The sequence below is a fragment of the Streptomyces sp. V3I7 genome (assembly GCF_030817495.1).
Taxonomy (GTDB): Bacteria; Actinomycetota; Actinomycetes; order Streptomycetales; family Streptomycetaceae; genus Streptomyces.
In genome coordinates, this window is the sequence record NZ_JAUSZK010000001.1 from 3,891,967 (window position 1) to 3,918,547 (window position 26,581).

At 70.9% G+C, this 26,581-nt stretch carries 17 protein-coding genes, 5 pseudogenes and 1 riboswitch; of the genes and pseudogenes, 13 read left to right on the forward strand and 9 right to left on the reverse strand.

Annotated elements, in window-relative coordinates; all coding sequences use genetic code 11:
* Positions 1-6: 6 nt before the first annotated feature.
* The 4 genes from nuoL (at position 7) to recQ (ending at position 7,329) form a co-directional block, all read left to right on the forward strand.
* Entirely contained in the window at positions 7-1,953 is a 1,947-nt protein-coding gene (nuoL, locus tag QFZ74_RS18240; RefSeq protein WP_307621884.1) for an NADH-quinone oxidoreductase subunit L, read from the forward strand.
* A gap of 5 nt (positions 1,954-1,958) precedes the next feature.
* Complete coding sequence (locus tag QFZ74_RS18245) at positions 1,959-3,530, forward strand: NADH-quinone oxidoreductase subunit M (RefSeq protein WP_307621885.1); 1,572 nt, start codon at positions 1,959-1,961, stop codon at positions 3,528-3,530.
* Positions 3,527-5,176 carry an NADH-quinone oxidoreductase subunit NuoN gene (gene nuoN, locus QFZ74_RS18250; RefSeq protein WP_307621886.1) on the forward strand — a complete coding sequence of 550 codons (1,650 nt, stop codon included), beginning with the start codon at positions 3,527-3,529 and terminating at the stop codon, positions 5,174-5,176. Before QFZ74_RS18245 ends, nuoN begins: the two co-directional genes overlap by 4 nt.
* Positions 5,177-5,337: 161 nt before the next feature.
* On the forward strand, positions 5,338-7,329 hold the full coding sequence (gene recQ, locus QFZ74_RS18255) for a DNA helicase RecQ (RefSeq protein ID WP_307621887.1): 1,992 nt from the start codon (positions 5,338-5,340) through the stop codon (positions 7,327-7,329).
* Positions 7,330-7,353: 24 nt separating this feature from the next.
* Here recQ and fahA read toward each other — a convergent pair whose 3' ends face one another.
* Positions 7,354-8,565 (reverse strand): fumarylacetoacetase, encoded by a 1,212-nt coding sequence (gene fahA, locus QFZ74_RS18260; RefSeq protein WP_307624191.1) that lies wholly within the window; start codon positions 8,563-8,565, stop codon positions 7,354-7,356.
* Positions 8,566-8,812: 247 nt separating this feature from the next.
* On the opposite strand from fahA, the pseudogene QFZ74_RS18265 reads away from it, so the two are divergent.
* The 3 genes and pseudogenes from QFZ74_RS18265 to QFZ74_RS18275 form a co-directional block, all read left to right on the forward strand.
* A pseudogene (locus QFZ74_RS18265) lies at positions 8,813-9,121 on the forward strand (ATP-grasp domain-containing protein); the annotation flags it as partial.
* A pseudogene (locus QFZ74_RS18270) lies at positions 9,119-9,271 on the forward strand (NAD(P)/FAD-dependent oxidoreductase); the annotation flags it as partial. The pseudogenes QFZ74_RS18265 and QFZ74_RS18270, both read left to right, overlap by 3 nt.
* Before the next feature lie 154 nt (positions 9,272-9,425).
* Entirely contained in the window at positions 9,426-10,250 is an 825-nt protein-coding gene (locus QFZ74_RS18275; RefSeq protein ID WP_307621888.1) for an HAD family hydrolase, read from the forward strand.
* A 57-nt stretch (positions 10,251-10,307) separates the two neighbouring features.
* On the opposite strand, the gene QFZ74_RS18280 is transcribed toward QFZ74_RS18275, so the two are convergent.
* Positions 10,308-10,796, reverse strand: coding sequence for a transglycosylase SLT domain-containing protein (locus QFZ74_RS18280; protein ID WP_307621889.1), 489 nt, complete (start codon positions 10,794-10,796; stop codon positions 10,308-10,310).
* A gap of 5 nt (positions 10,797-10,801) precedes the next feature.
* A riboswitch (cyclic di-AMP (ydaO/yuaA leader) is annotated at positions 10,802-10,981 on the reverse strand.
* Positions 10,982-11,732: 751 nt separating this feature from the next.
* On the opposite strand from QFZ74_RS18280, the gene QFZ74_RS18285 reads away from it, so the two are divergent.
* The gene (locus QFZ74_RS18285) at positions 11,733-12,743 is read left to right on the forward strand and encodes a polyprenyl synthetase family protein (RefSeq protein WP_307621890.1); all 1,011 of its coding nucleotides are present in this window, start codon (positions 11,733-11,735) and stop codon (positions 12,741-12,743) included.
* Between the two features lie 838 nt (positions 12,744-13,581).
* Positions 13,582-14,784, forward strand: a complete 1,203-nt coding sequence (locus tag QFZ74_RS18290) for an IS110 family transposase (RefSeq protein ID WP_373462344.1) — start codon at positions 13,582-13,584, stop codon at positions 14,782-14,784.
* Here QFZ74_RS18290 and QFZ74_RS18295 read toward each other — a convergent pair.
* A complete protein-coding gene (locus tag QFZ74_RS18295) occupies positions 14,776-15,099 on the reverse strand; it encodes a hypothetical protein (RefSeq protein WP_307619457.1) in 324 nt (107 codons plus the stop codon). The genes QFZ74_RS18290 and QFZ74_RS18295 overlap by 9 nt on opposite strands.
* Positions 15,100-15,428: 329 nt before the next feature.
* Here QFZ74_RS18295 and QFZ74_RS18300 point away from each other — a divergent pair, with 329 nt between their 5' ends.
* The 3 genes from QFZ74_RS18300 to QFZ74_RS18310 are packed head-to-tail and all read left to right on the forward strand — an operon-like array spanning position 15,429 to position 18,583.
* Entirely contained in the window at positions 15,429-16,727 is a 1,299-nt protein-coding gene (locus tag QFZ74_RS18300; RefSeq protein WP_373462406.1) for an outer membrane lipoprotein carrier protein LolA, read from the forward strand.
* Positions 16,728-16,746: 19 nt separating this feature from the next.
* On the forward strand, positions 16,747-17,694 hold the full coding sequence (locus QFZ74_RS18305) for an ABC transporter ATP-binding protein (RefSeq protein ID WP_307621891.1): 948 nt from the start codon (positions 16,747-16,749) through the stop codon (positions 17,692-17,694).
* Positions 17,681-18,583: an ABC transporter permease gene (locus QFZ74_RS18310; RefSeq protein ID WP_307621892.1), complete on the forward strand. Its 903-nt coding sequence runs from the start codon at positions 17,681-17,683 to the stop codon at positions 18,581-18,583. Before QFZ74_RS18305 ends, QFZ74_RS18310 begins: the two co-directional genes overlap by 14 nt.
* 63 nt (positions 18,584-18,646) lie before the next feature.
* Here QFZ74_RS18310 and QFZ74_RS18315 read toward each other — a convergent pair.
* Positions 18,647-19,242, reverse strand: a pseudogene (locus tag QFZ74_RS18315) (flavodoxin family protein).
* Between the two features lie 195 nt (positions 19,243-19,437).
* On the opposite strand from QFZ74_RS18315, the gene QFZ74_RS18320 reads away from it, so the two are divergent.
* A complete protein-coding gene (locus QFZ74_RS18320) occupies positions 19,438-20,604 on the forward strand; it encodes a tetratricopeptide repeat protein (RefSeq protein ID WP_307621893.1) in 1,167 nt (388 codons plus the stop codon).
* Positions 20,605-20,739: 135 nt separating this feature from the next.
* On the opposite strand, the gene QFZ74_RS18325 is transcribed toward QFZ74_RS18320, so the two are convergent.
* The 5 genes and pseudogenes from QFZ74_RS18325 to QFZ74_RS18345 all read right to left on the reverse strand — a co-directional run bounded on the left by QFZ74_RS18325 (position 20,740) and on the right by QFZ74_RS18345 (position 26,538).
* Complete coding sequence (locus tag QFZ74_RS18325) at positions 20,740-21,228, reverse strand: VOC family protein (protein WP_307621894.1); 489 nt, start codon at positions 21,226-21,228, stop codon at positions 20,740-20,742.
* A gap of 232 nt (positions 21,229-21,460) precedes the next feature.
* On the reverse strand, positions 21,461-22,462 hold the full coding sequence (rarD, locus tag QFZ74_RS18330) for an EamA family transporter RarD (protein ID WP_307621895.1): 1,002 nt from the start codon (positions 22,460-22,462) through the stop codon (positions 21,461-21,463).
* 215 nt (positions 22,463-22,677) lie between these two features.
* Entirely contained in the window at positions 22,678-23,757 is a 1,080-nt protein-coding gene (locus QFZ74_RS18335; RefSeq protein ID WP_307621896.1) for a 2-oxoacid:ferredoxin oxidoreductase subunit beta, read from the reverse strand.
* Positions 23,750-25,679 (reverse strand): annotated as a pseudogene (locus QFZ74_RS18340) (2-oxoacid:acceptor oxidoreductase subunit alpha). The gene QFZ74_RS18335 and the pseudogene QFZ74_RS18340 overlap by 8 nt, the downstream one beginning before the upstream one ends.
* Before the next feature lie 201 nt (positions 25,680-25,880).
* Positions 25,881-26,538: pseudogene (locus tag QFZ74_RS18345) on the reverse strand (response regulator).
* Positions 26,539-26,581 lie beyond the last annotated feature (43 nt).

Sequence of the window (26,581 nt, forward strand, 5' to 3'; positions counted from 1 at the left end):
TGAATCGTGGAGAACCTGATTGCGCTGCTGATCGCGGCGCCCCTGCTCGGAGCGGCCGTCCTGCTGGTCGGTGGCCGGCGCCTGGACGCCGTCGGCCACTGGATCGGCACGCTGCTGTCGACCACGTCCTTCGTGATCGGCGTGGTCCTCTTCGCCGATCTGCTGGGCCGGTCGCCCGAGCACCGCACGCTGATCGACCACCTGTTCAGCTGGATCCCGGTCGCCGGCTTCCAGGCGGACGTCACGCTCCGCCTGGACCAGCTGTCGATGACGTTCGTCCTGCTGATCACCGGTGTCGGCTCGCTGATCCACCTGTACTCGGTCGGGTACATGGAGCAGGACGAGCGCCGGCGCCGTTTCTTCGGCTATCTGAACCTGTTCCTCGCGGCGATGCTGCTGCTCGTCCTCGCGGACAACTACCTGCTGCTGTACGTCGGCTGGGAGGGCGTGGGCCTCGCCTCGTACCTGCTGATCGGCTTCTGGCAGCACAAGCCCAGCGCGGCCACGGCGGCGAAGAAGGCCTTCCTGGTCAACCGCGTCGGCGACATGGGCCTGTCGATCGCGATCATGATCATGTTCGCGACGTTCGGGACCTTCGCCTTCGGGCCGGTCTTCAGTCACGCGCGGGACGCCGGCCAGGGCACGCTCACCGCCATCGGCCTGATGCTCCTGCTCGCCGCCTGCGGCAAGTCCGCCCAGGTGCCGCTGCAGTCCTGGCTCGGGGACGCGATGGAGGGCCCGACCCCGGTCTCGGCCCTCATCCACGCCGCGACCATGGTGACCGCGGGCGTCTACCTGATCGTCCGCTCCGCCGCGATCTTCAACGCCGCGCCGGACGCGCAGCTGGTCGTCACCGTCGTCGGTGCCGTCACGCTCCTGTTCGGTGCGATCGTCGGTTGCGCGAAGGACGACATCAAGAAGGCGCTGGCCGGCTCGACCATGTCGCAGATCGGCTACATGATCCTCGCCGCGGGCCTCGGCCCGATCGGCTACGTCTTCGCGATCATGCACCTGGTGACGCACGGCTTCTTCAAGGCCGGGCTGTTCCTCGGCGCCGGTTCGGTCATGCACGGCATGAACGACGAGGTCGACATGAGGAAGTACGGCGGCCTCAGGAAGTACATGCCGATCACGTTCATCACCTTCGGCCTCGGTTACCTCGCGATCATCGGCTTCCCGGGCCTGTCCGGCTTCTTCTCCAAGGACAAGATCATCGAGGCGGCCTTCGCCAAGGGCGGCACCGAGGGCTGGATCCTCGGCGGCGCGGCCCTGCTCGGCGCGGCCATCACCGCGTTCTACATGACGCGCGTGATGCTGATGACGTTCTTCGGCGAAGAGCGCTGGCGCAACCAGCCCACTCCCTCCCCGGCCGAGCCCAGCGCGGAGCCGGCGGCCGAGGAGCGCGGCGAACACGCGGAGCCGCACCCGCACGAGTCGCCCAAGGTCATGACGATCCCGATGATCGTGCTCGCCTTCGGGTCGGTCTTCGCGGGCGGACTGTTCAGCTTCGACGACCTCTTCCTGAACTGGCTGGAGCCGGTCACCGGGCACACCGAGGGCCATCCGCCGGTCAGCGCGCTCACGGTCACCCTGGCCACCATGGCGGTGCTGGTCGTCGGTGTCGCCCTCGCCTGGCTGCAGTACGGCCGCCGACCCGTCCCGGTCGTGCCCCCGCGCGGGTCCCTGCTCACCCGGGCTGCCCGGCGCGACCTGCTCCAGGACGACTTCAACCACGTCGTCCTGGTCCGCGGCGGCGAGCACCTCACGCGCTCCCTGGTGTACCTCGACCACACCCTGGTCGACGGCGTCGTCAATGGCACGGCGGCCGCCGTCGGCGGACTCTCCGGCCGGCTGCGGCGCGTGCAGAACGGCTTCGCCCGCAGTTACGCGGTCTCGATGTTCGGCGGCGCGGCACTCCTGGTCGCCGCGACCCTGCTGATGAGGGCGGTCTGATACCGATGTCCTTTCCTCTGCTGACAGCGACGGCGGTGCTCCCGGCCGTCGGCGCGATCGCCACGGCCGCCGTACCGGGCGCGCGGCGCAGCGCGGCCAAGTGGCTGGCGCTGCTCGTCTCGCTCGCCACGCTCGCACTCGCGATCGTCGTCCTGGTCCGCTTCGACCCGGACGGCGCCCGCTACCAGCTCACCGAATCCCACGCCTGGATCAAGGACTTCGGGGTCCGCTACGAACTGGGCGTCGACGGCATCGGGGCCGTGCTCGTCGCACTGACGGCCCTGCTGATCCCGTTCATCGTCCTCGCGGGCTGGCACGACGCCGATCCGATGGAGACCGGCAGCCGCCGCTGGCGTCCGACGCAGGGCTTCTTCGCGCTGATCCTGGCCGTCGAGGCGATGGTGATCATCTCCTTCGAGGCCACGGACGTCTTCCTCTTCTACGTCTTCTTCGAAGCCATGCTGATCCCGATGTACTTCCTCATCGGCGGCTTCGGGGACCGTGCCCACGAGCACGGCGAGGAGGCGGCGGCGACGCAACGGTCGTACGCGGCGGTGAAGTTCCTCCTCTACAACCTGGCCGGCGGTCTGGTCATGCTGGCCGCGGTGATCGGCCTGTACGTGGTCGCCGGGAACTTCAGCCTCCAGGAGATCGCGCAGGCCCGCGCGAACGGCACGCTCCACATGTCCACGGACATCGAACGCCTGCTGTTCCTCGGCTTCTTCTTCGCCTTCGCGGTGAAAGCGCCGCTGTGGCCGCTGCACACCTGGCTGCCCAACGCCATGGGGGAGGCCACCGCTCCGGTCGCCGTCCTCATCACGGCGGTGGTCGACAAGGTGGGCACGTTCGCGATGCTCCGCTTCTGCCTCCAGCTGTTCCCGGAGGCCTCGAAGTGGGCGACGCCGGTCATCCTCGTCCTGGCCGTCATCAGCATCATCTACGGTGCTCTGCTCGCGGTCGGACAGCGGGACATCAAGCGGCTGGTGGCGTACGCGTCGATCTCGCACTTCGGCTTCATCATCATGGGCATCTTCGCGATGACCAGCCAGGGCCAGACCGGCGCGACGCTCTACATGGTCAACCACGGTATTTCCACGGCCGCGTTGATGCTGGTGGCCGGCTTCCTGATCTCCCGGCGCGGCTCGCGGCTCATGGCGGACTACGGCGGTGTGCAGAAGGTCGCCCCGGTGCTCGCCGGCACGTTCCTGATCGGCGGCCTCGCCACCCTCTCGCTGCCGGGGCTCGCCCCGTTCGTGAGTGAGTTCCTGGTCCTGGTCGGCACGTTCACGCGCTACCCGGTGATCGGCGTCATCGCCACCCTCGGCATCGTCCTCGCCGCGCTCTACACCCTCGTGCTCTACCAGCGCACGATGACGGGCCCGGTGAAGCCGCAGCTCTCCGCGATGCCCGATCTGCGGCCGCGCGAACTGCTGGTCGTGGCGCCGCTCGTGATCCTGCTGATCTTCCTGGGTGTCTACCCGAAGCCCGTCGCGGACATCGTCACCCCATCGGTCAAGCAGACCATGTCCGACGTACACCAGACCGACCCCAAGCCCGAGGTGGAGGCGGCCAAGTGAGCACACATGCTGTCCACAGCCTGTGGACAACCGCGGCCGACCCGATCTCGAAGATCGACGCGCCGAAGATCGAATACGGACAATTGTCGCCGACGCTGATCGTGATCGGTGCGGCCGTGCTCGGCGTCCTCATCGAGGCGTTCGTGCCGCGCAAGGCGCGCTACTACGCGCAGATGTTCGTCTCCGCCGTCGCGCTCTGCGCCGCCTTCGCGGCGGTCGTCGCGCTCGCGGCCGACGGGTACGGCACGACCAAGGCGCACATCGCCGCCATGGGCGCGATCGCCGTCGATGGGCCGTCGCTGTTCCTCCAGGGCACGATCCTGCTGGGCGGCCTGGTCGCCCTGTTCACCTTCGGTGAGCGGCGCCTGGACCCGGCGGCGCACGGCAAGCGGGTCGACTCGTTCGCCGCGCAGGCCGCGTCGGTGCCGGGCAGCGACGGCGAGAAGGCCGCCGTGAAGGCCGGGTTCACCACGACCGAGGTCTTCCCGCTGCTGCTGTTCGCGGTCGGCGGCATGCTGGTCTTCCCCTCGGCGAACGACCTGCTGACCCTGTTCATCGCCCTGGAAGTCTTCTCGCTGCCGCTGTACCTGCTGTGCGCGCTGGCCCGCCGCAAGCGGCTGATGTCGCAGGAGGCCGCGGTCAAGTACTTCCTGCTCGGCGCGTTCGCCTCCGCGTTCACGCTGTTCGGCATCGCCCTGCTGTACGGGTACGCCGGCTCGGTGTCGTACGCGACGATCGCGCAGGTCGTCGACGGCACGGTCACGGGCGTCGACCCGGCGCTGGCCAACACCATGGGCAACGACGCGCTGCTGCTCGTCGGCGCCGCGATGCTCGTCATGGGCCTGCTGTTCAAGGTGGGCGCGGTGCCGTTCCACATGTGGACGCCCGACGTCTACCAGGGCGCCCCGACCCCGGTGACCGGCTTCATGGCGGCGGCGACCAAGGTGGCGGCGTTCGGCGCCCTGCTCCGGCTGCTGTACGTCGTCCTGCCCGGCCTGCGCTGGGACTGGCGGCCGGTCATGTGGGCCGTGGCGATCGTCACCATGGTGATCGGCGCGATCGTCGCGATCACCCAGACCGACATCAAGCGGCTGCTGGCGTACTCGTCGATCGCGCACGCGGGATTCATCCTCGCGGGTGTCATCGCGACCTCGCGGGACGGTGTGTCCGCCGTCCTCTTCTACCTGGCCGCGTACTCCTTCGTCACGATCGGCGCGTTCGCCGTGGTGACGCTGGTGCGCGATGCGGGCGGCGAGGCGACGCACCTGTCCAAGTGGGCCGGCCTCGGCCGCCGCTCCCCGCTGGTGGCCGCCGTGTTCGCGGTCTTCCTGCTGGCCTTCGCGGGCATCCCGCTCACCTCCGGCTTCGCCGGGAAGTTCGCCGTGTTCAAGGCGGCGGCGGAGGGCGGCGCGGCCCCGCTGGTCGTGGTCGGTGTGATCGCCTCGGCCATCGCGGCCTTCTTCTACATCCGTGTGATCGTGCTCATGTTCTTCAGCGAGCCCAAGCCGGAGGGCCCGACGGTCGCCGTGCCGTCCCCGCTGACCATGGCGGCGATCGGCGTGGGTGTGGCGGTGACGCTGGTGCTCGGTGTGGCGCCCCAGTACTTCCTCGACCTGGCGAATCAGGCGGGAGTCTTCGTGCGCTGATCCGGCGCCCGCGCGTACGGCAGCGGCCCGGTACCCGTCCGCGGGTGCCGGGCCGCGGTGCGTGCGGGAAGCGGGGCGGGCCTGTGGATAACTCCGTGGGTGTCAGTCGCGGCCCCTATCGTTGAGGAAGTGGTCGAAGAGCGACGTACGGGGGCACAGCGATGCGCGGAACGGGCGTGATCAGGGATATGCCAGAGGTGACCGAGAGTGAAGCGCTGACCACGCTTCACCGGGTCTTCGGCTACGAGGCCTTCCGCGGCGAGCAGGAAGCGATCGTCGACCATGTGGTGGCCGGCGGCGACGCCGTCGTCCTCATGCCGACCGGTGGCGGCAAGTCGCTGTGCTACCAGATCCCGTCGCTGGTCCGGCCGGGTACGGGCATCGTGGTGTCGCCGCTGATCGCGCTCATGCAGGACCAGGTGGACGCGCTGCGGGCACTCGGCGTGCGCGCCGGGTTCATGAACTCCACCCAGGACTTCGACGAGCGGCGCACGGTCGAGGCGGCGTTCCTGGCCGGTGAGCTGGACCTGCTCTATCTGGCCCCGGAGCGGCTGCGGCTGGACTCCACCCTCGACCTGCTGTCCCGCGGCAAGATCGCCCTCTTCGCGATCGACGAGGCGCACTGCGTGTCCCAATGGGGTCACGACTTCCGCCCTGACTACCTGACCCTGTCCGTCCTGGGCGAGCGCTGGCCCGACGTCCCGCGGCTCGCCCTGACGGCGACGGCCACGCACGCGACGCACGAGGAGATCACGCACCGGCTGAACATGCCGGCGGCCCGGCACTTCGTGGCGAGCTTCGACCGGCCCAACATCCAGTACCGGATCGTCCCCAAGGACGACGCCAAGAAGCAGCTGCTGTCCTTCCTGCGCCAGGAGCACGAAGGCGACGCCGGCATCGTGTACTGCCTGTCGCGGAAGTCGGTGGAGCGGACCGCCGAGTTCCTGACCCGCAACGGCATCGAGGCGGTGCCGTACCACGCGGGTCTGGACGCAGGCATGCGCGCGCGACACCAGTCCCGGTTCCTGCGGGAGGAGGGCCTGGTCGTGGTCGCCACGATCGCCTTCGGCATGGGCATCGACAAGCCGGACGTCCGCTTCGTCGCCCATGTCGACCTGCCCAAGTCGATCGAGGGCTACTACCAGGAGACGGGCCGGGCGGGTCGGGACGGACTGCCCTCCAACGCCTGGATGGCGTACGGACTGGGCGACGTCGTCCAGCAGCGCAAGATGATCCAGTCCGGCGACGGCGACGAGACCTTCCGCCGCCGGGCCTCCGCCCACCTCGACGCGATGCTCGCGCTGTGCGAGACGGCCCGCTGCCGGCGCGGCCAGCTGCTCGCCTACTTCGGCCAGGCCCCGGACCCGGCGGGCTGCGGAAACTGCGACACCTGCCTGACGCCGCCCGAGACCTGGGACGGCACGGTCGCGGCCCAGAAGGTGCTGTCGACGGTGGTGCGGCTCCAGCGCGAGCGGGGGCAGAAGTTCGGCGCCGCGCAGATCGTGGACATCCTGCTCGGCCGGCGCACCGGCAAGGTGATCCAGTTCGACCACGACCAGCTGTCCGTCTTCGGCATCGGCGAGGAGCTCGCCGAGAGCGAATGGCGGGGTGTGGTCCGCCAGTTGCTGGCCCAGGGACTGCTCGCGGTCGAGGGGGAGTTCGGCACGCTGGCGCTGACCGAGGCGAGCGGTGCGGTGCTGCGGCGCGAGCGGGAGGTGCCGCTGCGCAAGGAGCCCAAGCGGCCGTCGACCGCGGGAGCGGCGTCCACCGCGTCCGGGCGGGGCAAGCGCCGGTCCAAGTCCGCCGCGGCCGAGCTGCCCGAGGAACTGCTCCCCGCCTTCGAGGCACTGCGTGCCTGGCGTGCGGAGCAGGCCCGCGAGCAGGGCGTCCCGCCGTACGTCATCTTCCACGACGCCACGCTCCGGGACATCGTCACCACGGCGCCCGCGTCGGTGGCGGAGCTGGGCACGGTGGGCGGCGTCGGCGAGAAGAAGCTCGCGCGGTACGGGGAGGGCGTGCTCGCGGTGCTGTCCTCCCTGGACGGCTCGGGCGCCGCGGGCTCCGCGCCGGAGCGGGACGGGCACCCCGTGAGCGGCGGGGCGCCCGACGGCGACTGGCCGGACACGGAGCCGGAGCCGGACGACTGGATATGAGCCGGACCGGCGGCGGCCACGGCGTCAGGCCGGTACGACGCGTCCCGTGACGTCACCCAGTCCGATCCGGGTGCCGTCCGGGCCCGGCGCCCAGGCCGAGAGTGTGACGACGTCTCCGTCCTCCAGGAACGTCCGCTTGCCTTCGGGGAGTTCGAGGGGGTCCCGGCCGTTCCAGGTGAGCTCCAGCAGGGAGCCGCGCTGGTTCTCGGAGGGGCCGCTGACCGTCCCCGACCCGTAGAGGTCGCCGGTCCGCAGCGAGGCGCCGTTCACCGTCATCTGGGCCAACTGCTGGGCGGCGGTCCAGTACATGGTGGAGAACGGCGGCTCCGCCACCACCTTGCCGTTGATCGCGACGGAGATCCGCAGGTCGTACCCGCCGGGCCCGGCGCCGGAGTCGTCGAGATACGGCAGCAGCGGATGCGTCCGCTCTGGGGGCGTCACCCGCGCCTCCTCCAGCGCCTCCAGGGGGGTGATCCAGGCTGACACCGACGTGGCGAAGGACTTGCCGAGGAACGGGCCGAGGGGGACGTACTCCCAGGCCTGGATGTCCCGTGCGGACCAGTCGTTCAGCAGGCACAGGCCGAAGACGTGCTCCCGGAAGCCGTCCAGCGGGACCGGGCTGCCCAGCTCCGAGGGCACGCCGACCACGAAGCCGACCTCGGCCTCGATGTCCAGCCGGATCGACGGGCCGAAGACGGGGGCGGCGTCGGCGGGAGCCTTCCGCTGTCCCGAGGGCCGTACGACGTCGGTGCCGGAGACCACGACGGTGCCGGAGCGGCCGTGGTAACCGATCGGCAGGTGCTTCCAGTTGGGGGTGAGCGAGTCCTCGGCGTCCGGGCGGAAGATCTGGCCCACGTTCCGGGCGTGGTGCTCCGAGGAGTAGAAGTCGACGTAGTCGGCGACCTGGAAGGGCAGGTGCAGGGTCACCGTGGACAGGGGGTGGAAGCAGGGGGCGAGGGCCTCCTGGTGCTCGGGCGTCGTCACCCACTCCCTCATGGCGCGCCGGACGTCCGACCAGACCGGACGGCCCGCCGCGAGCAGCGCGTCGAGGCTCGGGCGGGCGAGCAGACCGGCGTGCGGCGAGCCGAGCGCGCGGGCCGCCGCGCCCGCGTCGAGCACATGATCGCCGAGCCGGACGCCGACCGTCCGCTCCTGGCTGCCGGACGGCGAGAAGACGCCGTAGGGGAGGTTGTGCGGCCCGAAGGGATCACCCTCGGGGATGTCGAAGGGGGGCAGGGGCATGGGGTGCTGCCTCACTCTCAACTCTCGGCCGTGCCGTGCAGGGACCGACGTTCCAGGTAGTCGCGGCACACGTTACGGGGGCGTCGTGTGTCTTGGGCAGTGTCTAAAGAGTTCGCAATGTCCGAATAGGTATTGTCGGAGGGTTCAATTCCGGCTTAGCGTCCTTTGGGGGAAACGGGCGGGGTGGGTCCGGTCGTAGGGGGGACACGTGGGGGGACCCGTGGCCAGGAGCGCCGTCAGCGTGCCGTTCGAGGCCGACCGTGAAGTGCCGGCCCTGATCGTGAAGTTCGGCGACTATCCGCTGCACCATGGTGGTGTCGGCGCGATCCGCAGCCTGGGCCGCCTGGGCGTCCCCGTGTACGCGATCACGGAGGACCGTTACACGCCGGCGGCCGCGTCCCGTTATCTGCAGCGGGCCTTCGTCTGGCCGACGAGCGGGGCGGAGGACCCCGGGCGCCTGGTCGAGGGTCTGCTGCGTATCGGGCGCCGCATCGGGCGCCCCACCGTGCTCGTCCCCACCGCCTGCGTGGTGGTGGTTCTCGTGGCGAAGCTCGGCGGCGGCTATGTCTCTTCGGTGCCCGGCCTGTACGTCACCGGCCTGCCCGCCGCGGCGTCCTACGGCCCGGTGATGCGGTTCGTCTGCGGTACGGAGTTCGCCTCGCCGCGCCTGGCGAAACACCTCGCGGCGGCGCACGGCTGAGGGGCTTCAGTCCGCCGCCTCGACGCCGTACCGCATCGCCATCAGGCGCCGCTCAGGGGCGACTTGGGGAGGGGAGGAGGGCAAGAACCGCTGTCCGAAAGGGCGGTGAGCTGCACGATGAGTCGTGGGGGCGCGATGTCCGTATTCTCTGATCATGGCCGCACCCCCCGCATATTCACTCGTCGCCACGGACCTGGACGGAACGCTCCTGCGTGGCGACGACACCATCTCCGACCGCACCCTCGCCGCGCTGGCGCGGGTGGCGGCGGCCGGCGCCCGCCACCTCGTGGTGACGGGACGCCCGGCGCCGCGCGTGCGGCCGCTGCTCGACGCCCTCGGCTGCACCGGGCTCGCGGTGTGCGGCCAGGGCGCGCAGGTGTACGACGCCGCTGCCGAACGCCTGCTGTGGTCGGTCACCCTGGACCGGGAACTGGCCGAGACCGCGCTCGGCAAGATCGAGGCCGAGGTCGGGCAGGTGTACGCCGCAGTCGACCAGGACGGGGTGGACGGGCTCACGCTCATCGAGCCCGGCTATCTGATGCCGCACCCGACGCTGCCCGCGGTACGGGTCCAGCGGCGCGACGACCTGTGGTGCGAGCCGATCAGCAAGGTGCTGCTGCGCCATCACACGCTGTCCGACGACGAGTTGGCGGCGACGGCGCGCGCGGTCGTGGGCTCGCTGGCGACGGTCACCATGTCGGGGCCCGGCACGGTGGAGCTCCAGCCCTGCGGGGTCACCAAGGCGACCGGGCTGGCGCTCGCCGCCGGCCATCTGGGGCTGAGCGCCGGACACGCCGTCGCCTTCGGGGACATGCCCAACGACCTCCCCATGTTCGCCTGGGCGGCCCACGGGGTGGCGATGGCCAACGCCCATCCGGAACTCAAGGCGGTGGCCGACGAGGTCACCACGTCGAACGAGGACGACGGCATCGCCGTCGTCCTCGAAAGACTGTTTCCCTGGAGCTTTCCCCGGAGCTGACGACGCCGGCCCGGTCGGTCGGGCCGGCATCGCGGGGGCTCAGGGGGTGTCGACCCGTCAGTACGCGCCGAAGACGTTGTCTATCGTGCCGTAGCGCGCGGCGGCGTAGTTGCACGCGGCGGTGATGTTCGCGACCGGGTCGTAGATGTTCCAGGACGTACCGGACACGTGGTACGTGTTGAACGTCGGGTTGATCACCTGGAGCAGGCCCTTGGACGGGATGCCCTTCGCGGCGTTGGAGTCCCACAGGTTGATGGCGTTCGGGTTGCCCGAGGACTCGCGGATGATGTTGCGGTAGATGCCGTTGTAGGTGCCCGGGATGCCCTTCTGGGCCATCACGTGGAGCGACTCGCGGATCCAGCCGTCGAGGTTGTTGGGGTAGACGGTGGCCGCGGCGGCCGTCTTGGCCTGGGTGGGCGTGGCCGCGGAGGCGCCGGTGGCGCCGATCAGCGAGACGGCGAGCACGGCGGCGCCGGTGCCGGCCACGGCGGCGGCGCGGGCGATGCGGTTGGTGCGGGTACGGCGGTGCTGCTGGGCAGCGGACATGGCGGACTTCCTCTCCGGCGCCTGCGAGGTGAGCTGTCGGGTTCGGGCGGGGAGGTGCCCGGCCGCGCCGCCGTCAGGCGGCACGACTTCACCCCGAGCCGTACCGGTGCGGCATGGGCCGTCCGGTCCGGCGACTGATCTGGGTCCCCCGCTCCTGCCGTACGCGAGTTCGTCGATGTGTCGATGGGTCACGAAGGGCGGCGGCAGGATTAGGCGTCCGCCCGACAGGCCGGGAAGTTATGCGAGAGCACATGTCCGGAACAAGTGCCCGAATCACTTCTCGTCCGAAATGACCTTGGTGCGAGGGTTATGGGGTTCTTGATCCTTTTGGGGCGGGGAAGCTCAACTGCCGTGCACGACAAGGGGGATGAGGGTCGGTGTCCGAAGTGTCGTGCATATGCACTCATGTCGTGCGGGTGACCCAATTCACGGGCGACGGCAGTGGACCTTATGTCTCACTAAAGGGGATAAGGGGAATTGGAATAGCAAGAGCGGCAAATCGGACAGAGGGGTATGGAATGGGGCAGGGGTCGCCTCTCTGGCGGAAGGTGTCACGTGGGTGCGCGGGTGGCGGGAGACGTTCGTCACGCTGGCAGGGGCGGGTGGGGTGTGGTGGGGGTGTCGTCGGGTAAGGAGTGCGCCAGGCGGGCGGGTGGGGTGGCGAAGCGGGGTGCATCCCGTTGGGTCGTTGAATATCGGTTCATTTCGAACCATCAAGGACATAGCGGTCGTGATCCGGTAGGGCTCGGGCGGTGGGGGTACCTCCCGCTCGGGTGAAGTCGGGGGTGGGGGTGGGTGGGTGATATCGGTGATCGAAACCTGACCAGATACGCTGACTTGTGTGATGGCTGCGACCAATCGACAAAGCGCGTAATCGCCAGCAGTTCGGACAAGCCGTAAAAGCGCCAGCAGGCACCTGCAGACAGGAGATCCTCCGTGACCGTCGTCGGGACGTTCGGGCTGAGCGTGCGGGACGAGGCCTTGGAAGCCGATATCCAGGCCGGATTGACGGCTGTCGAGGAAGGTCTGCTGGAGGCGACCAAGAGCGAGGTCGCGTTCATAACAGAGGCAGCGCGACACCTGGTGCTGGCAGGTGGAAAGCGCTTCCGGCCGCTGCTCGTGATGCTCGCGGCGCAGTTCGGTGACCCGTACGCGCCGGGTGTCGTGCCGTCGGCGGTGGTCGTGGAACTGACCCATCTCGCGACGCTGTACCACGACGACGTGATGGACGAGGCGTCGGTGCGGCGTGGCGTGGACAGCGCCAACACCCGCTGGAGCAACTCCGTCGCGGTCCTCACCGGTGACTTCCTGTTCGCCCGTGCCACGCAGATGCTCGGCGAGCTCGGTCCCGAGGCGGTACGGCTGCAGTCCCTGTCGTTCGAACGGCTGGTCACCGGGCAGATCCAGGAGACGGCGGGGCCGTCGGACGGCCGGGACCCGGTCGAGCACTACCTGGACGTGCTGAGCGGCAAGACGGGTTCGCTGGTGGCGGTGTCGTGCCGGTTCGGCGCGATGATGTCCGGTGCGGACGAGTCGGTCATGGACGTCCTCACGCAGTACGGCGAGCGGCTGGGCGTCGCCTTCCAGCTGGCGGACGACGTACTCGACATCGCGTCCGAGTCGCGCGACTCCGGGAAGACGCCGGGGACGGATCTGCGCGAGGGGATTCCGACCCTGCCGGTGCTGCGGCTGCGTGAGCGGGCGGCGCGGTTGGGGGAGCCGGAGGACATCGCGCTCTGCGAGCTCCTCGACTCCGACCTGTCCGACGACGACCGGCTCGCGGAGGCGCTGGCCGCGCTTCGGGTGCACCCGGCGTTGGAGCAGGCGCGGCGGGACACGGTGCGGTACGTCGAGGACGCGCGGGCTGCGTTGGCTCCGTTGCCGGAGTGTGGGGCGAAGTCGGCGTTGCTGGCGTTGTGTGACGCGGTGGTTCATCGGGCGGGGTAGCCCACCCACCCACCCGTCTCGGTGGGTAGGGAGGTCCCCCACACCCCCGGGGCTCCGCCCCGGACCCCGGAGGGGGCCCCTTTCCGCCCGGTGGGGCCTGGGGGTTGCCCACCCGCCCACCCGTCTCGGTGGGCAGAGAAGTCCCGCCCCGGGGCTCCGCCCCGAACCCCGGCGGGGGCTGCGCCCCCTGCACCCCTGCGGCTCTCGGGCCCCGCGTTGCTTGCATCGCTGTGGGCCTGGGCCTGGGCCTGGGCCTCGCGCCCCTGCGGCTCCTGGGTCCTGCGCCCCCTGCACCGCTGCGGTCCTTGTGCGCTTCCCCTGCCGCCCGCGACCTCCCCTGCCGCCGTGGCCCTCGCTAACCTTGCGTGCCTCCGGAAGCGCCGCCGGGCCCCCACAGGCCGGATCTCCGGCCCCCGCTGGGTGGGCCCCCAACCTCGCTGGGTGGGCCCCCAACCTCGCTGGGCGGCCCCCCGACCTCGCTGGGCGGCCCCCCGACCTCGCAGGGCGGGTCCCCACCTCGCAGCGCCCCCCCCCGCGCAGAGCGGCCTCCCCGCAGAGAGCGCGCCCCGCAGAGCCCCCCCCCGGCGCAGAGCGGCCCCCCCCGTTACCTTTTTGGTGGCTCCGCTATGGGGCCTCCGGCCTTCGGGTCCGGCATGACTTCCCCCTCCTGTTGTTGATGATCCGGGGGGTGGTGTCACCGGGTCCGGAGGCATCGACGGACCGCTGATGAGGGGCTTGAGCACCGGCTTCACCCGAGCCGGAAGAGCTCTCCGTAACGTGGATGTGGCAGCTCGGTGCCGAGGCAGGCCGGACGAAAGCGTGATGGAGGGGCCTGCACGTGATCGACACCGGCGACATCGACGTCTTCCTCGGCCTGGACGTCGGCAAGGGCGAACACCACGCCACCGCCGTCACACCAGCCGGGAAGAAGGCGTTCGACAAGCGACTGCCCAACACCGAACCCAAGCTCCGCGAACTGTTCGCCAAGTTGAAGGCCAAGCACGGAACGGTGCTGGTCGTCGTCGACCAGCCGGCCTCGATCGGCGCCCTGCCGCTGGCAGTCGCACGAGACTTGGGCTGTCTGGTCGCCTATCTGCCCGGGTTGACGATGCGGCGGATCGCCGACCTCTACCCGGGTGAGGCGAAGACGGACGCGAAGGACGCGTTCATCATCGCGGACGCGGCCCGCGCGATGCCTCACACGCTGCGAGCCATCGACGGCGAGGACGAGACGATCGCCGAGCTGGAGATGATCGTGGGCTTCGACGACGATCTGGCCGGAGAGGCCACCAGGGTCGCGAACCGGTTGCACGGCCTGCTGACGCAGATCCATCCGTCACTGGAACGGGTGCTGGGGCCGCGGTTGCAGCACCCTGCGGTGCTGGCCTTGCTGGAGCGGTTCGGTTCACCGGCCCAGATCCGCAAGGCCGGACGGCGGCGGCTGGTCACGCTGTTACGGCCGAAGGCCCCGCGGATGGCCGAGCGACTGGTCGAGGACATCTTCACCGCGTTGGACGAGCAGACCGTCACCGTTCCGGGCACCGAGGCAGCCGCGCTGATCGTCCCGAGCCTGGCCGGATCCCTGACCGCAGTCCTTGACCAGCGCAAACTCCTGGCCGGGCGGATCGAGGAACTCCTGGAGGCCCACCCTCTTTCGAAGGTCCTGACGTCCATGCCGGGAATCGGCGTCAGGACCGGAGCCAGGATCCTGATCGAGGTCGGTGACGGCAGCACCTTCCCGACCGCCGGCCACCTCGCCGCCTACGCAGGTCTCGCCCCGGCAACCCGCAGTTCCGGGTCCTCGATCCGCGGCGAACAGCCCTCCAGGAGAGGAAACAAGCAGCTCAAGAGGGCCTTCTTCCTCTCCGCGTTCGCAGCCCTGGGCGACCCGGCATCACGGGCCTACTACGACAAGAAGATCGCCCAGGGCAAGCACCACACCCAGGCCCTGCTCTGCCTCGCCAGACGACGGGCAGACGTCCTCTTCGCGATGCTCCGCGACGGAACTTTCTACGAACCCCAACCCGCCAGGTCAGGCTGAATCGCCGAGAGCCCGCCGTGCTTCAGTCCACAACCGCTCGAACTCCTCCACGGTGATCTCGGCCGCCTGCGGCTGGTCCTGCCAGCCGTCCATGGGACCTTCGGCGAGAACGCCGTACTGCCGTTCATAGCGGAACATCGCCGCGAGATCGGCATGATCACGCAAGTGCAGCACCTCTTCCAACGAGGCCGCCGTCACCGGACGCGAGTCCTGCCCCCGGACCTCAACCTGCCGCGCGGCCCAGCCCTCGTCATCGGCCTCGAAATACAGCCACAGATCTTCGTCCTCGTAGTAGGTGCGGAACCAGGTCGCCATGCCGCAATCCTGACCCACGACCTTGACCAAAGAGATAGGGGCACCCCCCCCGCAGAGCGCGCGCCCCGCAGAGCCCCCCCCCGCAGAGCGCCCCCCCCGCAGAGCGCGCCCCACCTCCCAAGCCACCCCCCCAACCCCTACGGGTCCCCCACTCGACTCATCCCCCAGGCGTACACGGAGTTGAGTCCGGGGGCTGACGTCTTGGGGGCGTTGTTTTGGTGAGATGGGAGACACGGACAACACCACTCCTCACCGATACGGGTGAGAATGGCGGCTCAGGGTGGGAACAGTGCGCGACAGCCGCCGCCGACGACGGAGGTAAGGCAGACATGGCACCGTACGAAGCACCGTACGAAACCGACGGCGACACGGGTGCTCACACAGGCGACGACACGGGATCGGCGCGGCGCAGGGCCGCTCGTTACGTCGTTCCGGCCGTGGTGGTGGGGGTGGCGGCGGGGACCATCGGGCTGGTTCCGGCGCTGGCCGACTCCGGTGACCCCGACCTGCCGAAGATCACCGCGCAGCAGCTCGTCGAGAAGATCGCGAAGTCGGACGTACAGCAGGTGTCCGGCACGGTGAAGGTCAGCACGGATCTGGGGCTTCCCGACCTCGGTGGTCTGGAGCGCGGGATGATGTCCGGCTCGGGCGAGCCGGGCGACGGGTCGTCCGCGGACCCGTCCAGCAAGCTCACCGAGCTGCTGTCCGGCACGCACACGCTGCGCGTCGCCGCCGACGGGCCGGAGAGGCAGAAGGTCTCGCTGATCGAGAGCGCCGCCGAGTACAGCCTCATCCACAACGGCAAGGACGTCTGGGGATACGACAGCAAGTCGAACTCCGTGTTCCACGGGACGGACGAGCAGCGTCACGGCGCGCAGCAGAAGCAGCACGAGCCGCACGAGCCGCCCGTCATGCCGAAGGACTTCGCAGAGAAGGCCCTGAAGTCCGTCGACGACACCACGTCCGTGACCGTCGACGGCACCGCGCAGGTCGCCGGCCGGGACGCGTACAAGCTGCTGATCAAGCCCAGGCAGTCCGGCAGCACCGTCGGCGCCATCAGCATCGCCGTCGACGCGAAGACCGGGATGCCGCTGAAGTTCACGCTCACCCCCGCAAGCGGTGGCGCGGCCGTGGTCGACGCCGGGTTCACGCAGGTCAGCTTCGCCGAGCCGGCCGCCTCGACCTTCGACTTCACCCCGCCCAAGGGCGCCAAGGTGACGGAGGAGGACGAGACTCACCGCAAGGACCACGCGCCCGAGTGGAAGCAGTGGAAGCAGCGGGAGCACCGTGATCAGCGGGAGCACCGTGATCACGCCGACGGGTTCGTCAAGGGGCGTGACGGGTTCGACGTGCTCGGCAAGGGCTGGAACTCCGTCGCCGTCTTCGAGACCGGGGAGAAGGGCGGCGTACCGTCCGGCGGCGGGGACGCGGACGGCTTCCTGAACTCCTTCGGGGATCCCGGTGCACGGCAAGTTCGGCAAGGGCACCGTCTTCTCCACCCGGCTGGTCAACGCGCTGATGACGGACGACGGCAAGGTCTACGTCGGTGCCGTGACCAAGGACGCCCTGGTCGAGGCGGCCGACGGGGAGCGCTGAGCACGCACCTGGTGACTGCGGAACGAGGGTGACTGCGGAACGAGGGAGCCGATGGGCGACGACACGGGAACGGGCGTCATCGACACCCGCGGCCTCAGCAAGCGCTACCGCGGCGGACAGCTCGCCGTCGACGGCCTCGACCTGACCGTCCCGGCGGGCAGCGTCTTCGGCTTCCTCGGTCCGAACGGCTCCGGCAAGACCACCACCATCCGCATGCTGATGGGGCTGATCGAGCCGACGTCCGGCTTCGCGCGCGTCCTTGGGCACCCGATGCCCGGGGCCGCGCGCACCGTGCTGCCGCAGGTCGGCGCGCTCATCGAGGGGCCCGCGCTGTACGGCTTCCTCTCCGGCCGCGACAACCTGCTGCGCTACGACGCCGCCGACCCGGTCGCCGACCCACGCACCCGGCGTGCCCGCGTGGCCGCCGCCCTGGAGCGGGTCGGGCTGGGGGCCGCCGCGGGCAAGAAGGCGCGGGCGTACTCCCTGGGGATGAAGCAGCGTCTGGGGCTCGCGGCCGCGCTGCTCCAGTCGCGCAGGCTCCTCGTCCTCGACGAGCCGACCAACGGACTCGACCCGCAGGGCATGCGGGAGATCCGGGGTCTGATGCGGGAGTTGGCCTCCGACGGCACGACCGTCTTCCTCTCCTCCCATCTCCTCGACGAGGTCGAGCAGGTCTGCACGCACGTCGCGGTGATGGCGCGCGGGCGGCTCCTCACCCAGGGGCCGGTGGCCGACCTGGCGGCGGGGGCGCGCGGCCGGCTGGTCGTGACCACGCCCGACACGGCGGAAGCGGCCCGGGTGCTGAAGGAGCGGGGCGTCGGCGACGTCCTCGTCACCGAGGACCGGGTCACCGCGGAGCCGCCGGACGGTGAACTCGCCGATCTCAACGGCGCCCTGGTCGCGGCCGGGGTCCGCGTCCGCGGCTTCACGGTCGAACGGGCCTCACTGGAGGACGCGTTCGTGGCACTGACCGGAGAGGGTTTCGATGTCGCGGGGTGACGCGCGGGTGGCGGAGGCGGTCGGAGGGGGAGCGGCCGGCGCAGGCCCGAGCCGCTTGTGGTCCCTCGGTCTGCTGCGCAGCGAGCTGGTCACCACTTTCCGGCGCTGGCGCACGCTCGCGCTGCTCGCCGTGCTGGCCGGGGTGCCGGTCCTGGTCGGGATCGCGGTCCGGATCGAGACGAGCGACGGTTCCGCGGCCGGCCCCCGGGGCGGGGAGGGGCCCGCGTTCATCGCCCAGGTCACCAACAACGGGCTGTTCCTGGTGTTCACCGCGCTCGCCGTGACCCTCCCGTTCTTCCTGCCGATGGCGATCGGTCTCGTCGCGGGTGACGCCGTCGCGGGCGAGGCGGCCTCGGGAACCCTGCGCTACCTCCTGGTCGCCCCGGCCGGCCGCACCCGACTGCTGCTCACCAAGTACGCGACGACGATCGCGTTCTGCCTGGTGGCCACCCTCGTGGTCGCGACGTCCGCGCTGGCCGTCGGGGCGCTGCTGTTCCCGCTCGGCGAGGTGACGACCATCTCCGGCACGCGCATCGGCTTCGGCGAGGGCCTGCTCCGCGCGCTGCTGATCGCCCTCGTCGTCGCCGCGTCCCTGGTCGGTTTCGCGGCGCTCGGCCTGTTCGTGTCGACCCTGACCAACAGCGGGATCGCGGCGATGGCGACCACGGTCGGGCTGCTCATCACCGTGCAGATCCTCGACCAGATCCCCCAACTGCACGCGATCCAGCCGTACTTGTTCTCGCACTACTGGCTGTCCTTCGCCGACCTGCTGCGCGACCCCGTGTACTGGGACGGCGTGGTCAGGAACCTCGGGCTCCAGGCCGTCTACGCCGCGGTGTTCGGCGCGGCGGCGTGGGCGCGGTTCACGGCGAAGGACATCACCGCGTAGGCCGTCACCGCGTAGGCCGTCACGGCGTAGACGCAGGACATCCGGGCGCAGGGGCGCAGGGGCTCAGCCGGCGGCCGTCTCGTACGGGAAGCGGGCGAGCGGGGCCTCGCGAGCGAAGAACGTCTTCGCGCGCGCCAGCGCCTCCGTGTCCTTCAGGACGTCCCCGGGCGCGCTGCCGTTGCCCAGCAGGACCCCGCCGAAGCGCATCTTCATGAACGCGGCCGTGTTGCTCAGCGTGCCGACCAGCGGGTCGGCGACCTCCTGCTCGGCGTGGGCGAGCGCGGTCACGCCCCAGAGCGTGCGTCCGGCGAGCGTCGCGCGGAAGTCGATTCCGGGGGTGCGCAGCCAGCCCGACCAGTGGTCCAGGTAGCGCTTGGTGAGGCCGGACACCGCGTACCAGTACAGCGGCGAGACGATCACGATGTCCGTCGCGGCGAGCGTGGCGTCGAGCAGCAGCGCCGTGTCGCCGCCGGCGGCCGGGCGCGGGTACGTACCGCCGTCGTGGCGCCGGTCGGGAAGTCCGGCAGCGGGTGCTCGGCGAGGCTGATCCACTGCTGCTCGACGTCGGCGGGCAGCTGGTCGGCGGCCCTGCGGGCCAGCAGCTCGGTGTTGCCGTCGGGGCGGGCGCTGCCCAGCACGAACAGGAAGCGGCGGGTCATGGGTCCCCCAGAGGTGGTCGGCGGATGAGCAAGCGGATTATATGCACGCGCAAGGAGATTCTGGGGGCGTTCACGAGCTGTTCCTGGTGCGAGGCTGTGACGTCGCGGTGACGCGGGTGCCGTGCCGAGCGGCGAGACTGGGGGAGAAGCACGGTGTACGACCCGGACGGCGACGCCGGGGGAGTTGAGGGGACGATGTCTCGACCCAGCCGCGGGGAACAGCGGGAGCAGCGGCGTGCCGGTCATCCGGTGGCGCCGGTCGACGTCCACGTGACGAGCGCGAGCACCGCGTCGGTCGGCGGCGTACCGGTCGTGACGCCTCCCGGCGGGGACATCCAGCAGGCCGTCGTCGACCACCTCCGCCGCCTCGCCGCCGCGCAAGGCCGCCCCGTCCTGGCCACGATCCACGACGCCCTCATCGGGTACGTCGTCCCCCTCGAGGCCGACCCGGACGGCTCGACCCGCGTCACGGGGACCCCGGTGGCCCTTGCCGTCCCGGGGAGCCCGGTGGCCCCCGCCGTCCCGGGGAGCCCGGTGGCCACGCCCGTCCCGGGGAGCCTGGTGGTCGGGGGCCCGGGAACGGTCCGGCCGCCCACCGGCACCTTCGGGCCGCCGCCGGCCATGCCCACCGCCCCGGCTCCGGCTGCTCCGGTGCCGCCCGCCCCGGCTCCGGCTGCTCCGGTGCCGCCCGCCCCGGCTCCGGCTGCTCCGCCGGTCGCTCGGCCCTCGCGGCTGGTCGCTCCGCCGGTCGCTCAGCCCTCGCCGCCGGTTGCTCCGCCGGTAGCCCCGCCGACGCGCCCCTCCGCTCCCCCCTCCGTTCCCTCCCTGGCACCGTCCGTCGACCCCAAGCCCGTCCCCGTCCTGGGCTTCGACGCCGTGGCGGAAGCCGTGCTCGGCGAGGACACGGCGGGCGTGGGTGCGGGCACCCTCCGGGTCTACGAGGCCGTCCGGGCCGGCCTGGTCGAGACCGCGGCGCAGCTCGTGGAGCCCGCCGTCGCCGAGGGCGCGGTGAGGCTCGGTTCCGCGCACCCCGAGGTGCTGCACCTGCGTGAGCTGTCCGCCTACGTCGCCTACCTGGGCGGCGAACCCGCGCGCGCCTTCCAAGTGGCTCTGGATGTCGCCCGGGTCCGTCGTGGGGCCGGGGACATGGAGGGGGCGTACAGCGGCGTGCAGAGCGCGGCCACCGCCTGGCGGGCCGTCCGTGACCCCGAGCAGGGGCTCGGCCTCGGCCGGGATCTGATCGCCCTGTGGGCGGAACTCACCGCCTGGCAGGGCCCGGCCGCCGACGACGTCGAGGAACTGGAGTCCGCCCGCGCCCGCATGGGACGCCTGACGGAACGCGCCGCGCGGGCGAGGGCGTAGGGCGCGCGCCGGGTCTCACCGCACGCGGAACCGGCCTCGGCCGGGGCCAATCGGCGCCCTGTGGACGCAACTCACGCGCCGCGCAGGCGAGGGCGTAGAAGCCCCTCGGCGGAGGGCGTAGAAGAGCCCCTCAGGTCACTGCACGCAGAACTCGTTGCCCTCCGGGTCCGTCATCACCACCCACTCACCGGCCGGTTCCGCCACCCGCCGCAGGATCCGGGCGCCGAGCCCCTCCAGCCGTGTGACCTCCTCGGCGCGCCGTCCCTCGCCCGCGTGCAGGTCGAGGTGGAGCCGGTTCTTGCCGGCCTTCGGTTCGGGGACGCGCTGGAACAGAAGCCGCCGGCCCAGTCCGGTCCCGGTGTCCGGGTCGCAGGGGTCGTCGGGGTGCCGTACGGCGATCAGGTCCCGGAAGGCCGGGCGGCCGTGGTACTCGACCGTGGCCTCGCCCGGCAGGGCGCCGACCTGGAGCAGCCGCTCGACGAGCGCGCTGTTGTCCTCGGGCTCGTAGTGCAGCGCCGCCGCCCAGAAGTCGGCCTGCGCGTGCGGGTCGGCAGCGTCGATGACGAGCTTGAAGTGCAGCGGGGCGGGCGCGGGTGCGGCCGAGGAGGCGGGTGTCTGCGTCATGGCGACCACTTATAGCCGAGTACGCCCCGCGCCCCGGAGTGTTCGGGAAACGCATTCGCCGCTTCCTACGGCAGGACGGCGTCCGGTTCCGTCTCCGAGCCCGGCGGGGGCGGCGTCCGGTTCTGTCTCCGAGCCCGGCGGGGGCGGCGTCCGGTTCCGTCTCCGAGCCGGCGGGGGCGACGGGCCGCCGCGGCCTCCTGTGTGCGGGGCTCGGTGAGAGCGCGGGCTGTGCTTACGGCAGGACGGCCTCAGCTTCCGCCTCCGGGCCGGCGGGGGCGACGGCCGGCGGCGCCACGGCGTCCGCCGCGGCCTTCTGTACGCGGGCCTTGGTCAGGGCGCGGGCCGAGCGGCGGGCGGTGTGCAGCGCGTCCCAGGTGAGCGTCGTCAGGGCGAGCCAGACCAGGGCGAAGCCCGCCCAGCGTTCCAGCGGCATGGACTCGTGGAAGTAGAGGATGCCGAGCACGAACTGGAAGACGGGCGCCAGGTACTGGAGCAGACCCAGCGTGGACAGCGGCACGCGGATCGCGGCCGCCCCGAAGCAGACGAGCGGGATCGCGGTGACGACGCCGGTCGAGACGAGCAGCGCGGAGTGCCCGGCGCCGTCGGTGGTGAAGGTGGAGCCGCCCTGCGCGGTCAGCCACACTAGGTAGCCGAGCGCGGGCAGGAACTGGATCGCGGTCTCCGCGGCCAGCGACTCGATGCCGCCGAGGCCCACCTTCTTCTTCACCAGGCCGTACGCGGCGAAGGAGAAGGCGAGGCACAGGGAGATCCACGGCGGCTGTCCGTAGCCGACGGCCAGCACGAGCACCGCGGCGCCGCCGATGCCGACAGCCGCCCACTGCGCGGGCCGCAGCCGCTCCTTCAGCACCAGCACGCCCAGCGCGATGGTGACCAGGGGGTTGATGAAGTAGCCGAGGGACGCCTCGACCACGTGGCCGGCGTTGACGGCCCAGATGTAGACACCCCAGTTGACCGTGATCACCGCGGCCGCGACCGCGATCAGGGCCAGTCGGCGCGGCTGGCGCAGCAGTTGTCCGGCCCAGGCCCAGCGGCGTGCGACGACGAGGGCCGCGGCGACGAAGACCAGGGACCACACCATCCGGTGGGCGAGGATCTCCATCGCCCCGGCGGGCTTCAGCAGCGGCCAGAACAGCGGGACGAGCCCCCACATCCCGTACGCCGCGAAGCCGTTCAGCAGTCCTGTCCGCCGCTCGGCCTTCGACTCCCCGGTCACGGGCTTCCTCCTCACTCGGTGCGAGCCTCCTGCTCGACCGGACGAAGGTAGCGTCGCGAGCCCCCGCCTGTCATGTCCGTACCGCTATACGGTCATGACACCCCCCGTCGGCGAGACGGAAAAGCGGCGAGTCGGAAAGGCGGCGAGACGGAAGAGCCGAGGGCCCCGACGCAGTGTGCTGCGCCCGGGCCCTCGGCCGTGTCGTCCTGCCGCGGTCAGCCGACCACCGTCCAGGTGTCCCCGCCGGCCAGCAGCGCGGCCAGGTCGCCCTTGCCGTTCTGCTCGACCGCCGCGTCCAGCTGGTCGGCCATCGCCGTGTCGTAGACCGGCCGCTCCACGGAGCGGAACACGCCGATGGGGGTGTGGTGCAGGGTGTCGGGGTCGGCCAGCCGGGAGAGGGCGAACGCCGTGGTCGGCGACGCCGCGCGGGCGTCGTGGACCAGGATGTCGGCCTCGTTCTCCGGGGTCACGGTGACGACCTCCAGCTCGCCCGTGGCCGCGTCGCGCACCACGCCACGTGAGCGGTCGTGGCCGAAGCGGATCGGCTGCCCGTGCTCGAGGCGGATCACCGCCTCCTCGGCCTGCTGCCTGTCCTTGACGACGTCGAAGGCGCCGTCGTTGAAGATGTTGCAGTTCTGGTAGATCTCGATCAGCGCCGTGCCGGGGTGGGCCGCCGCCGCGCGCAGCACCTCCGTGAGGTGCCCCCGGTCGGAGTCGACGGTGCGGGCGACGAAGGACGCCTCGGCGCCGATGGCCAGCGACACCGGGTTGAAGGGCGCGTCCAGCGACCCCATCGGCGTCGACTTCGTGATCTTGCCGACCTCGGAGGTCGGGCTGTACTGGCCCTTGGTCAGACCGTAGATCCGGTTGTTGAACAGCAGGATCTTGAGGTTGACGTTGCGGCGCAGGGCGTGGATCAGGTGGTTGCCGCCGATGGACAGCGCGTCGCCGTCGCCGGTGACCACCCACACGGACAGGTCGCGGCGGGAGGTGGCCAGGCCGGTGGCGATGGCGGGGGCGCGGCCGTGGATGGAGTGCATCCCGTACGTGTTCATGTAGTACGGGAAGCGGGACGAGCAGCCGATGCCCGAGACGAAGACGATGTTCTCCCGGGCCAGGCCCAGCTCGGGCATGAAGCCCTGCACCGCGGCCAGGATCGCGTAGTCACCGCAGCCGGGGCACCAGCGCACTTCCTGATCGGACTTGAAGTCCTTCATGGACTGTCTGGCCTCGGCCCTGGGGACGAGCGAGAGCGCCTCGATCGTGCCCGTGTCCTCCGTGGACGTCTCAGCCATCGATGGCCTCCTTGAGCGCCTTGGCGAGCTGCTCCGCCTTGAACGGCATGCCGTTCACCTGGGTGTGGGAGTGGGCGTCTACCAGGTACTTCGCCCGGATCAGGGTGGCGAGCTGACCCAGGTTCATCTCCGGGACCACCACCTTGTCGTAGCGGCTCAGCACCTCGCCGAGATTCCGCGGGAAGGGGTTGAGGTGCCGCAGATGCGCCTGCGCGATGGACTCGCCGGCCCGGCGCAGCCGCCGTACCGCCGCCGTGATCGGGCCGTACGTCGAGCCCCAGCCGAGCACCAGCGTGCGCGCCTCGCCGGGGTCGTCGACCTCCAGGTCCGGCACCTCGATTCCGTCGATCTTCGCCTGCCGGGTGCGGACCATGAGGTCGTGGTTGGCGGGCGCGTACGAGATGTTGCCGGTGCCGTCCTCCTTCTCGATGCCGCCGATCCGGTGCTCCAGGCCTGGTGTGCCGGGGATCGCCCACGGCCGGGCGAGCGTCTGCGGGTCGCGCTTGTACGGCCAGAACACCTCGGTGCCGTCGTCGAGGGTGTGATTGGGTCCTTGCGCGAACTGCACCCTGAGGTCCGGGAGTTCGTCCAGGTCCGGGATCCGCCACGGCTCCGAGCCGTTCGCCAGGTAGCCGTCGCTCAGCAGCATCACCGGCGTGCGGTATGTCAGCGCGATCCGGGCCGCCTCCAGGGCGGCGTCGAAGCAGTCGGCCGGGGTCATCGGGGCGATCACCGGGACCGGCGCCTCGCCGTTGCGGCCGAACATCGCCTGGAGCAGATCCGCCTGCTCGGTCTTGGTCGGCAGGCCGGTCGAGGGGCCGCCGCGCTGGATGTCGACGACCAGCAGGGGCAGCTCCAGCGAGACGGCGAGCCCGATCGTCTCCGACTTCAGCGCCACACCCGGGCCGGACGTCGTGGTCACGGCCAGACTGCCGCCGAACGCCGCGCCCAGCGCCGCGCCGATCCCCGCGATCTCGTCCTCGGCCTGGAAGGTCCGGACGCCGAAGTTCTTGTGCTTGCTCAGCTCGTGCAGGATGTCGGATGCCGGGGTGATCGGGTACGAGCCCAGGAACAGCGGCAGATCGGCCTGCTGCGAGGCGGTGACCAGGCCGTAGGCCAGGGCCAGGTTCCCGGAGATGTTCCGGTACGTGCCGACCGGGAAGGCCTTCGTCGCCGGGGCCACCTCGTAGGAGACCGCGAAGTCCTCCGTCGTCTCGCCGAAGTTCCAGCCCGCCCGGAAGGCGGTCAGGTTGGCCTCGGCGATCTGAGGCTTCTTGGCGAACTTGGTGCGCAGGAACTTCTCGGTGCCCTCGGTCGGGCGGTGGTACATCCAGCTCAGCAGGCCCAGCGCGAACATGTTCTTGCTCCGCTCCGCCTCCTTGCGGCTGAGCTCGAACTCCTTCAGCGCCTCCACCGTCAGCGTCGTCAGCGGCACCGGGTGCAGATGGAAGCCGTCCAGCGAGCCGTCCTCCAAGGGGCTGTCCGCGTAGCCGACCTTCTGCATGGCGCGCTTGGTGAACTCGTCCGTGTTGACGATGATCTCCGCCCCGCGCGGGAGGTCCCCGATGTTCGCCTTCAGCGCCGCCGGGTTCATCGCCACCAGCACGTTCGGCGCGTCGCCGGGCGTGAGGATGTCGTGGTCGGCGAAGTGCAGCTGGAAGGAGGAGACACCGGGGAGCGTGCCGGCGGGGGCGCGGATCTCGGCCGGGAAGTTCGGCAGCGTCGAAAGATCGTTGCCGAACGACGCCGTCTCCGACGTGAAGCGGTCACCGGTGAGCTGCATGCCGTCGCCCGAGTCCCCCCGCGAACCGGATGATGACCCGGTCGAGGCGCCGGACGTCCTTCACCCCGCCGTCCGGTTGGCGCTCGCCCACCACGGGTTCGTCGGCCTGCTCCGCTGGGCTGCTGACCTGGCTGGTCACTGAACTTGACCTCCTTCGAGGCGGCTGTCCGTGCATGGTCGTCCCATGGACCTTTCCAGGTTCAACCCTACGTCGGTTAGGGTCGCCTTCCCTCGATCGTTCGCATGATGGACGGCATTCCACGACGGCCCGTCGCCCTGACTCGTCATGATTTCTCGCCCCCGGGGCTCCCGTTTCGGCTCTCGCCTCAGTGTCGGCCCATCAGGAGTTCAGATAGGTGAGGACGGCCGGAACACGCCGGTGGTCGCCGTCGCTCTGGGTCAGACCCAGCTTCAGGAAGATGTTGCTGACGGCTTCTCCACCGCGCCGTCGCTCACCACCAGCTGCCGGGCGATCGCCGAGTTCGTCCGCCCCTCGGCCACCAGCCCCAGGACCTCCCGCTCGCGCGGGGTGAGCCCCGCGACCACGTCCTGCTTGCGGCTGCGGCCGAGGAGCTGCGCGACCGCCTCCGGGTCCAGAGCCGTACTGCCGCCGGCCACCCGCACCACCGCGTCGACGAACTCCCGCACCTCGGCGACCCGGTCCTTGTGCAGATAGCCGACGCCACGGCTGGAACAGGCCAGCAGTTCGGTGGCGTAGCGCTCCTCCACGTACTGCGACACCGCGAGCACCCCGAGATCCGGGTGCTCCCTGCGAAGCCGGACGGCGGCCCGTACGCCCTCGTCCGTGTGGGTGGGCGGCATCCGTACGTCCGCGACGACACGTCGGGCAGCTCGCCCCGCGCGCCGAGGGCGGCGATCGTGGCGATCAGCGCCTCGGCGTCGCCCACCCCGGCGACCACGTCGTGCCCGCGGTCGGTCAGCAAGCGGGTCAGGCCCTCCCTGAGCAGCACCGAGTCCTCGGCGATGACCACCCGCACCCTGTTCTCCACGCTCTTCCGGCCCCCCACAGCCCCGTCCCCG

Excerpts from the sequence above, each read along its gene's own strand:
- QFZ74_RS18275 (WP_307621888.1), top strand. The coding sequence starts at position 9,426 with ATGGCCGCACCCCCCGCATATTCACTCGTCGCCACGGACCTGGACGGA.
- QFZ74_RS18305 (WP_307621891.1), top strand. The coding sequence starts at position 16,747 with ATGGGCGACGACACGGGAACGGGCGTCATCGACACCCGCGGCCTCAGC.
- QFZ74_RS18310 (WP_307621892.1), top strand. The coding sequence starts at position 17,681 with ATGTCGCGGGGTGACGCGCGGGTGGCGGAGGCGGTCGGAGGGGGAGCG.
- QFZ74_RS18300 (WP_373462406.1), top strand. The coding sequence starts at position 15,429 with ATGGCACCGTACGAAGCACCGTACGAAACCGACGGCGACACGGGTGCT.
- QFZ74_RS18280 (WP_307621889.1), bottom strand. The coding sequence starts at position 10,796 with ATGTCCGCTGCCCAGCAGCACCGCCGTACCCGCACCAACCGCATCGCC.
- QFZ74_RS18335 (WP_307621896.1), bottom strand. The coding sequence starts at position 23,757 with ATGGCTGAGACGTCCACGGAGGACACGGGCACGATCGAGGCGCTCTCG.
- recQ (WP_307621887.1), top strand. The coding sequence starts at position 5,338 with ATGCGCGGAACGGGCGTGATCAGGGATATGCCAGAGGTGACCGAGAGT.
- QFZ74_RS18245 (WP_307621885.1), top strand. The coding sequence starts at position 1,959 with ATGTCCTTTCCTCTGCTGACAGCGACGGCGGTGCTCCCGGCCGTCGGC.
- QFZ74_RS18325 (WP_307621894.1), bottom strand. The coding sequence starts at position 21,228 with ATGACGCAGACACCCGCCTCCTCGGCCGCACCCGCGCCCGCCCCGCTG.
- QFZ74_RS18320 (WP_307621893.1), top strand. The coding sequence starts at position 19,438 with ATGTCTCGACCCAGCCGCGGGGAACAGCGGGAGCAGCGGCGTGCCGGT.
- QFZ74_RS18295 (WP_307619457.1), bottom strand. The coding sequence starts at position 15,099 with ATGGCGACCTGGTTCCGCACCTACTACGAGGACGAAGATCTGTGGCTG.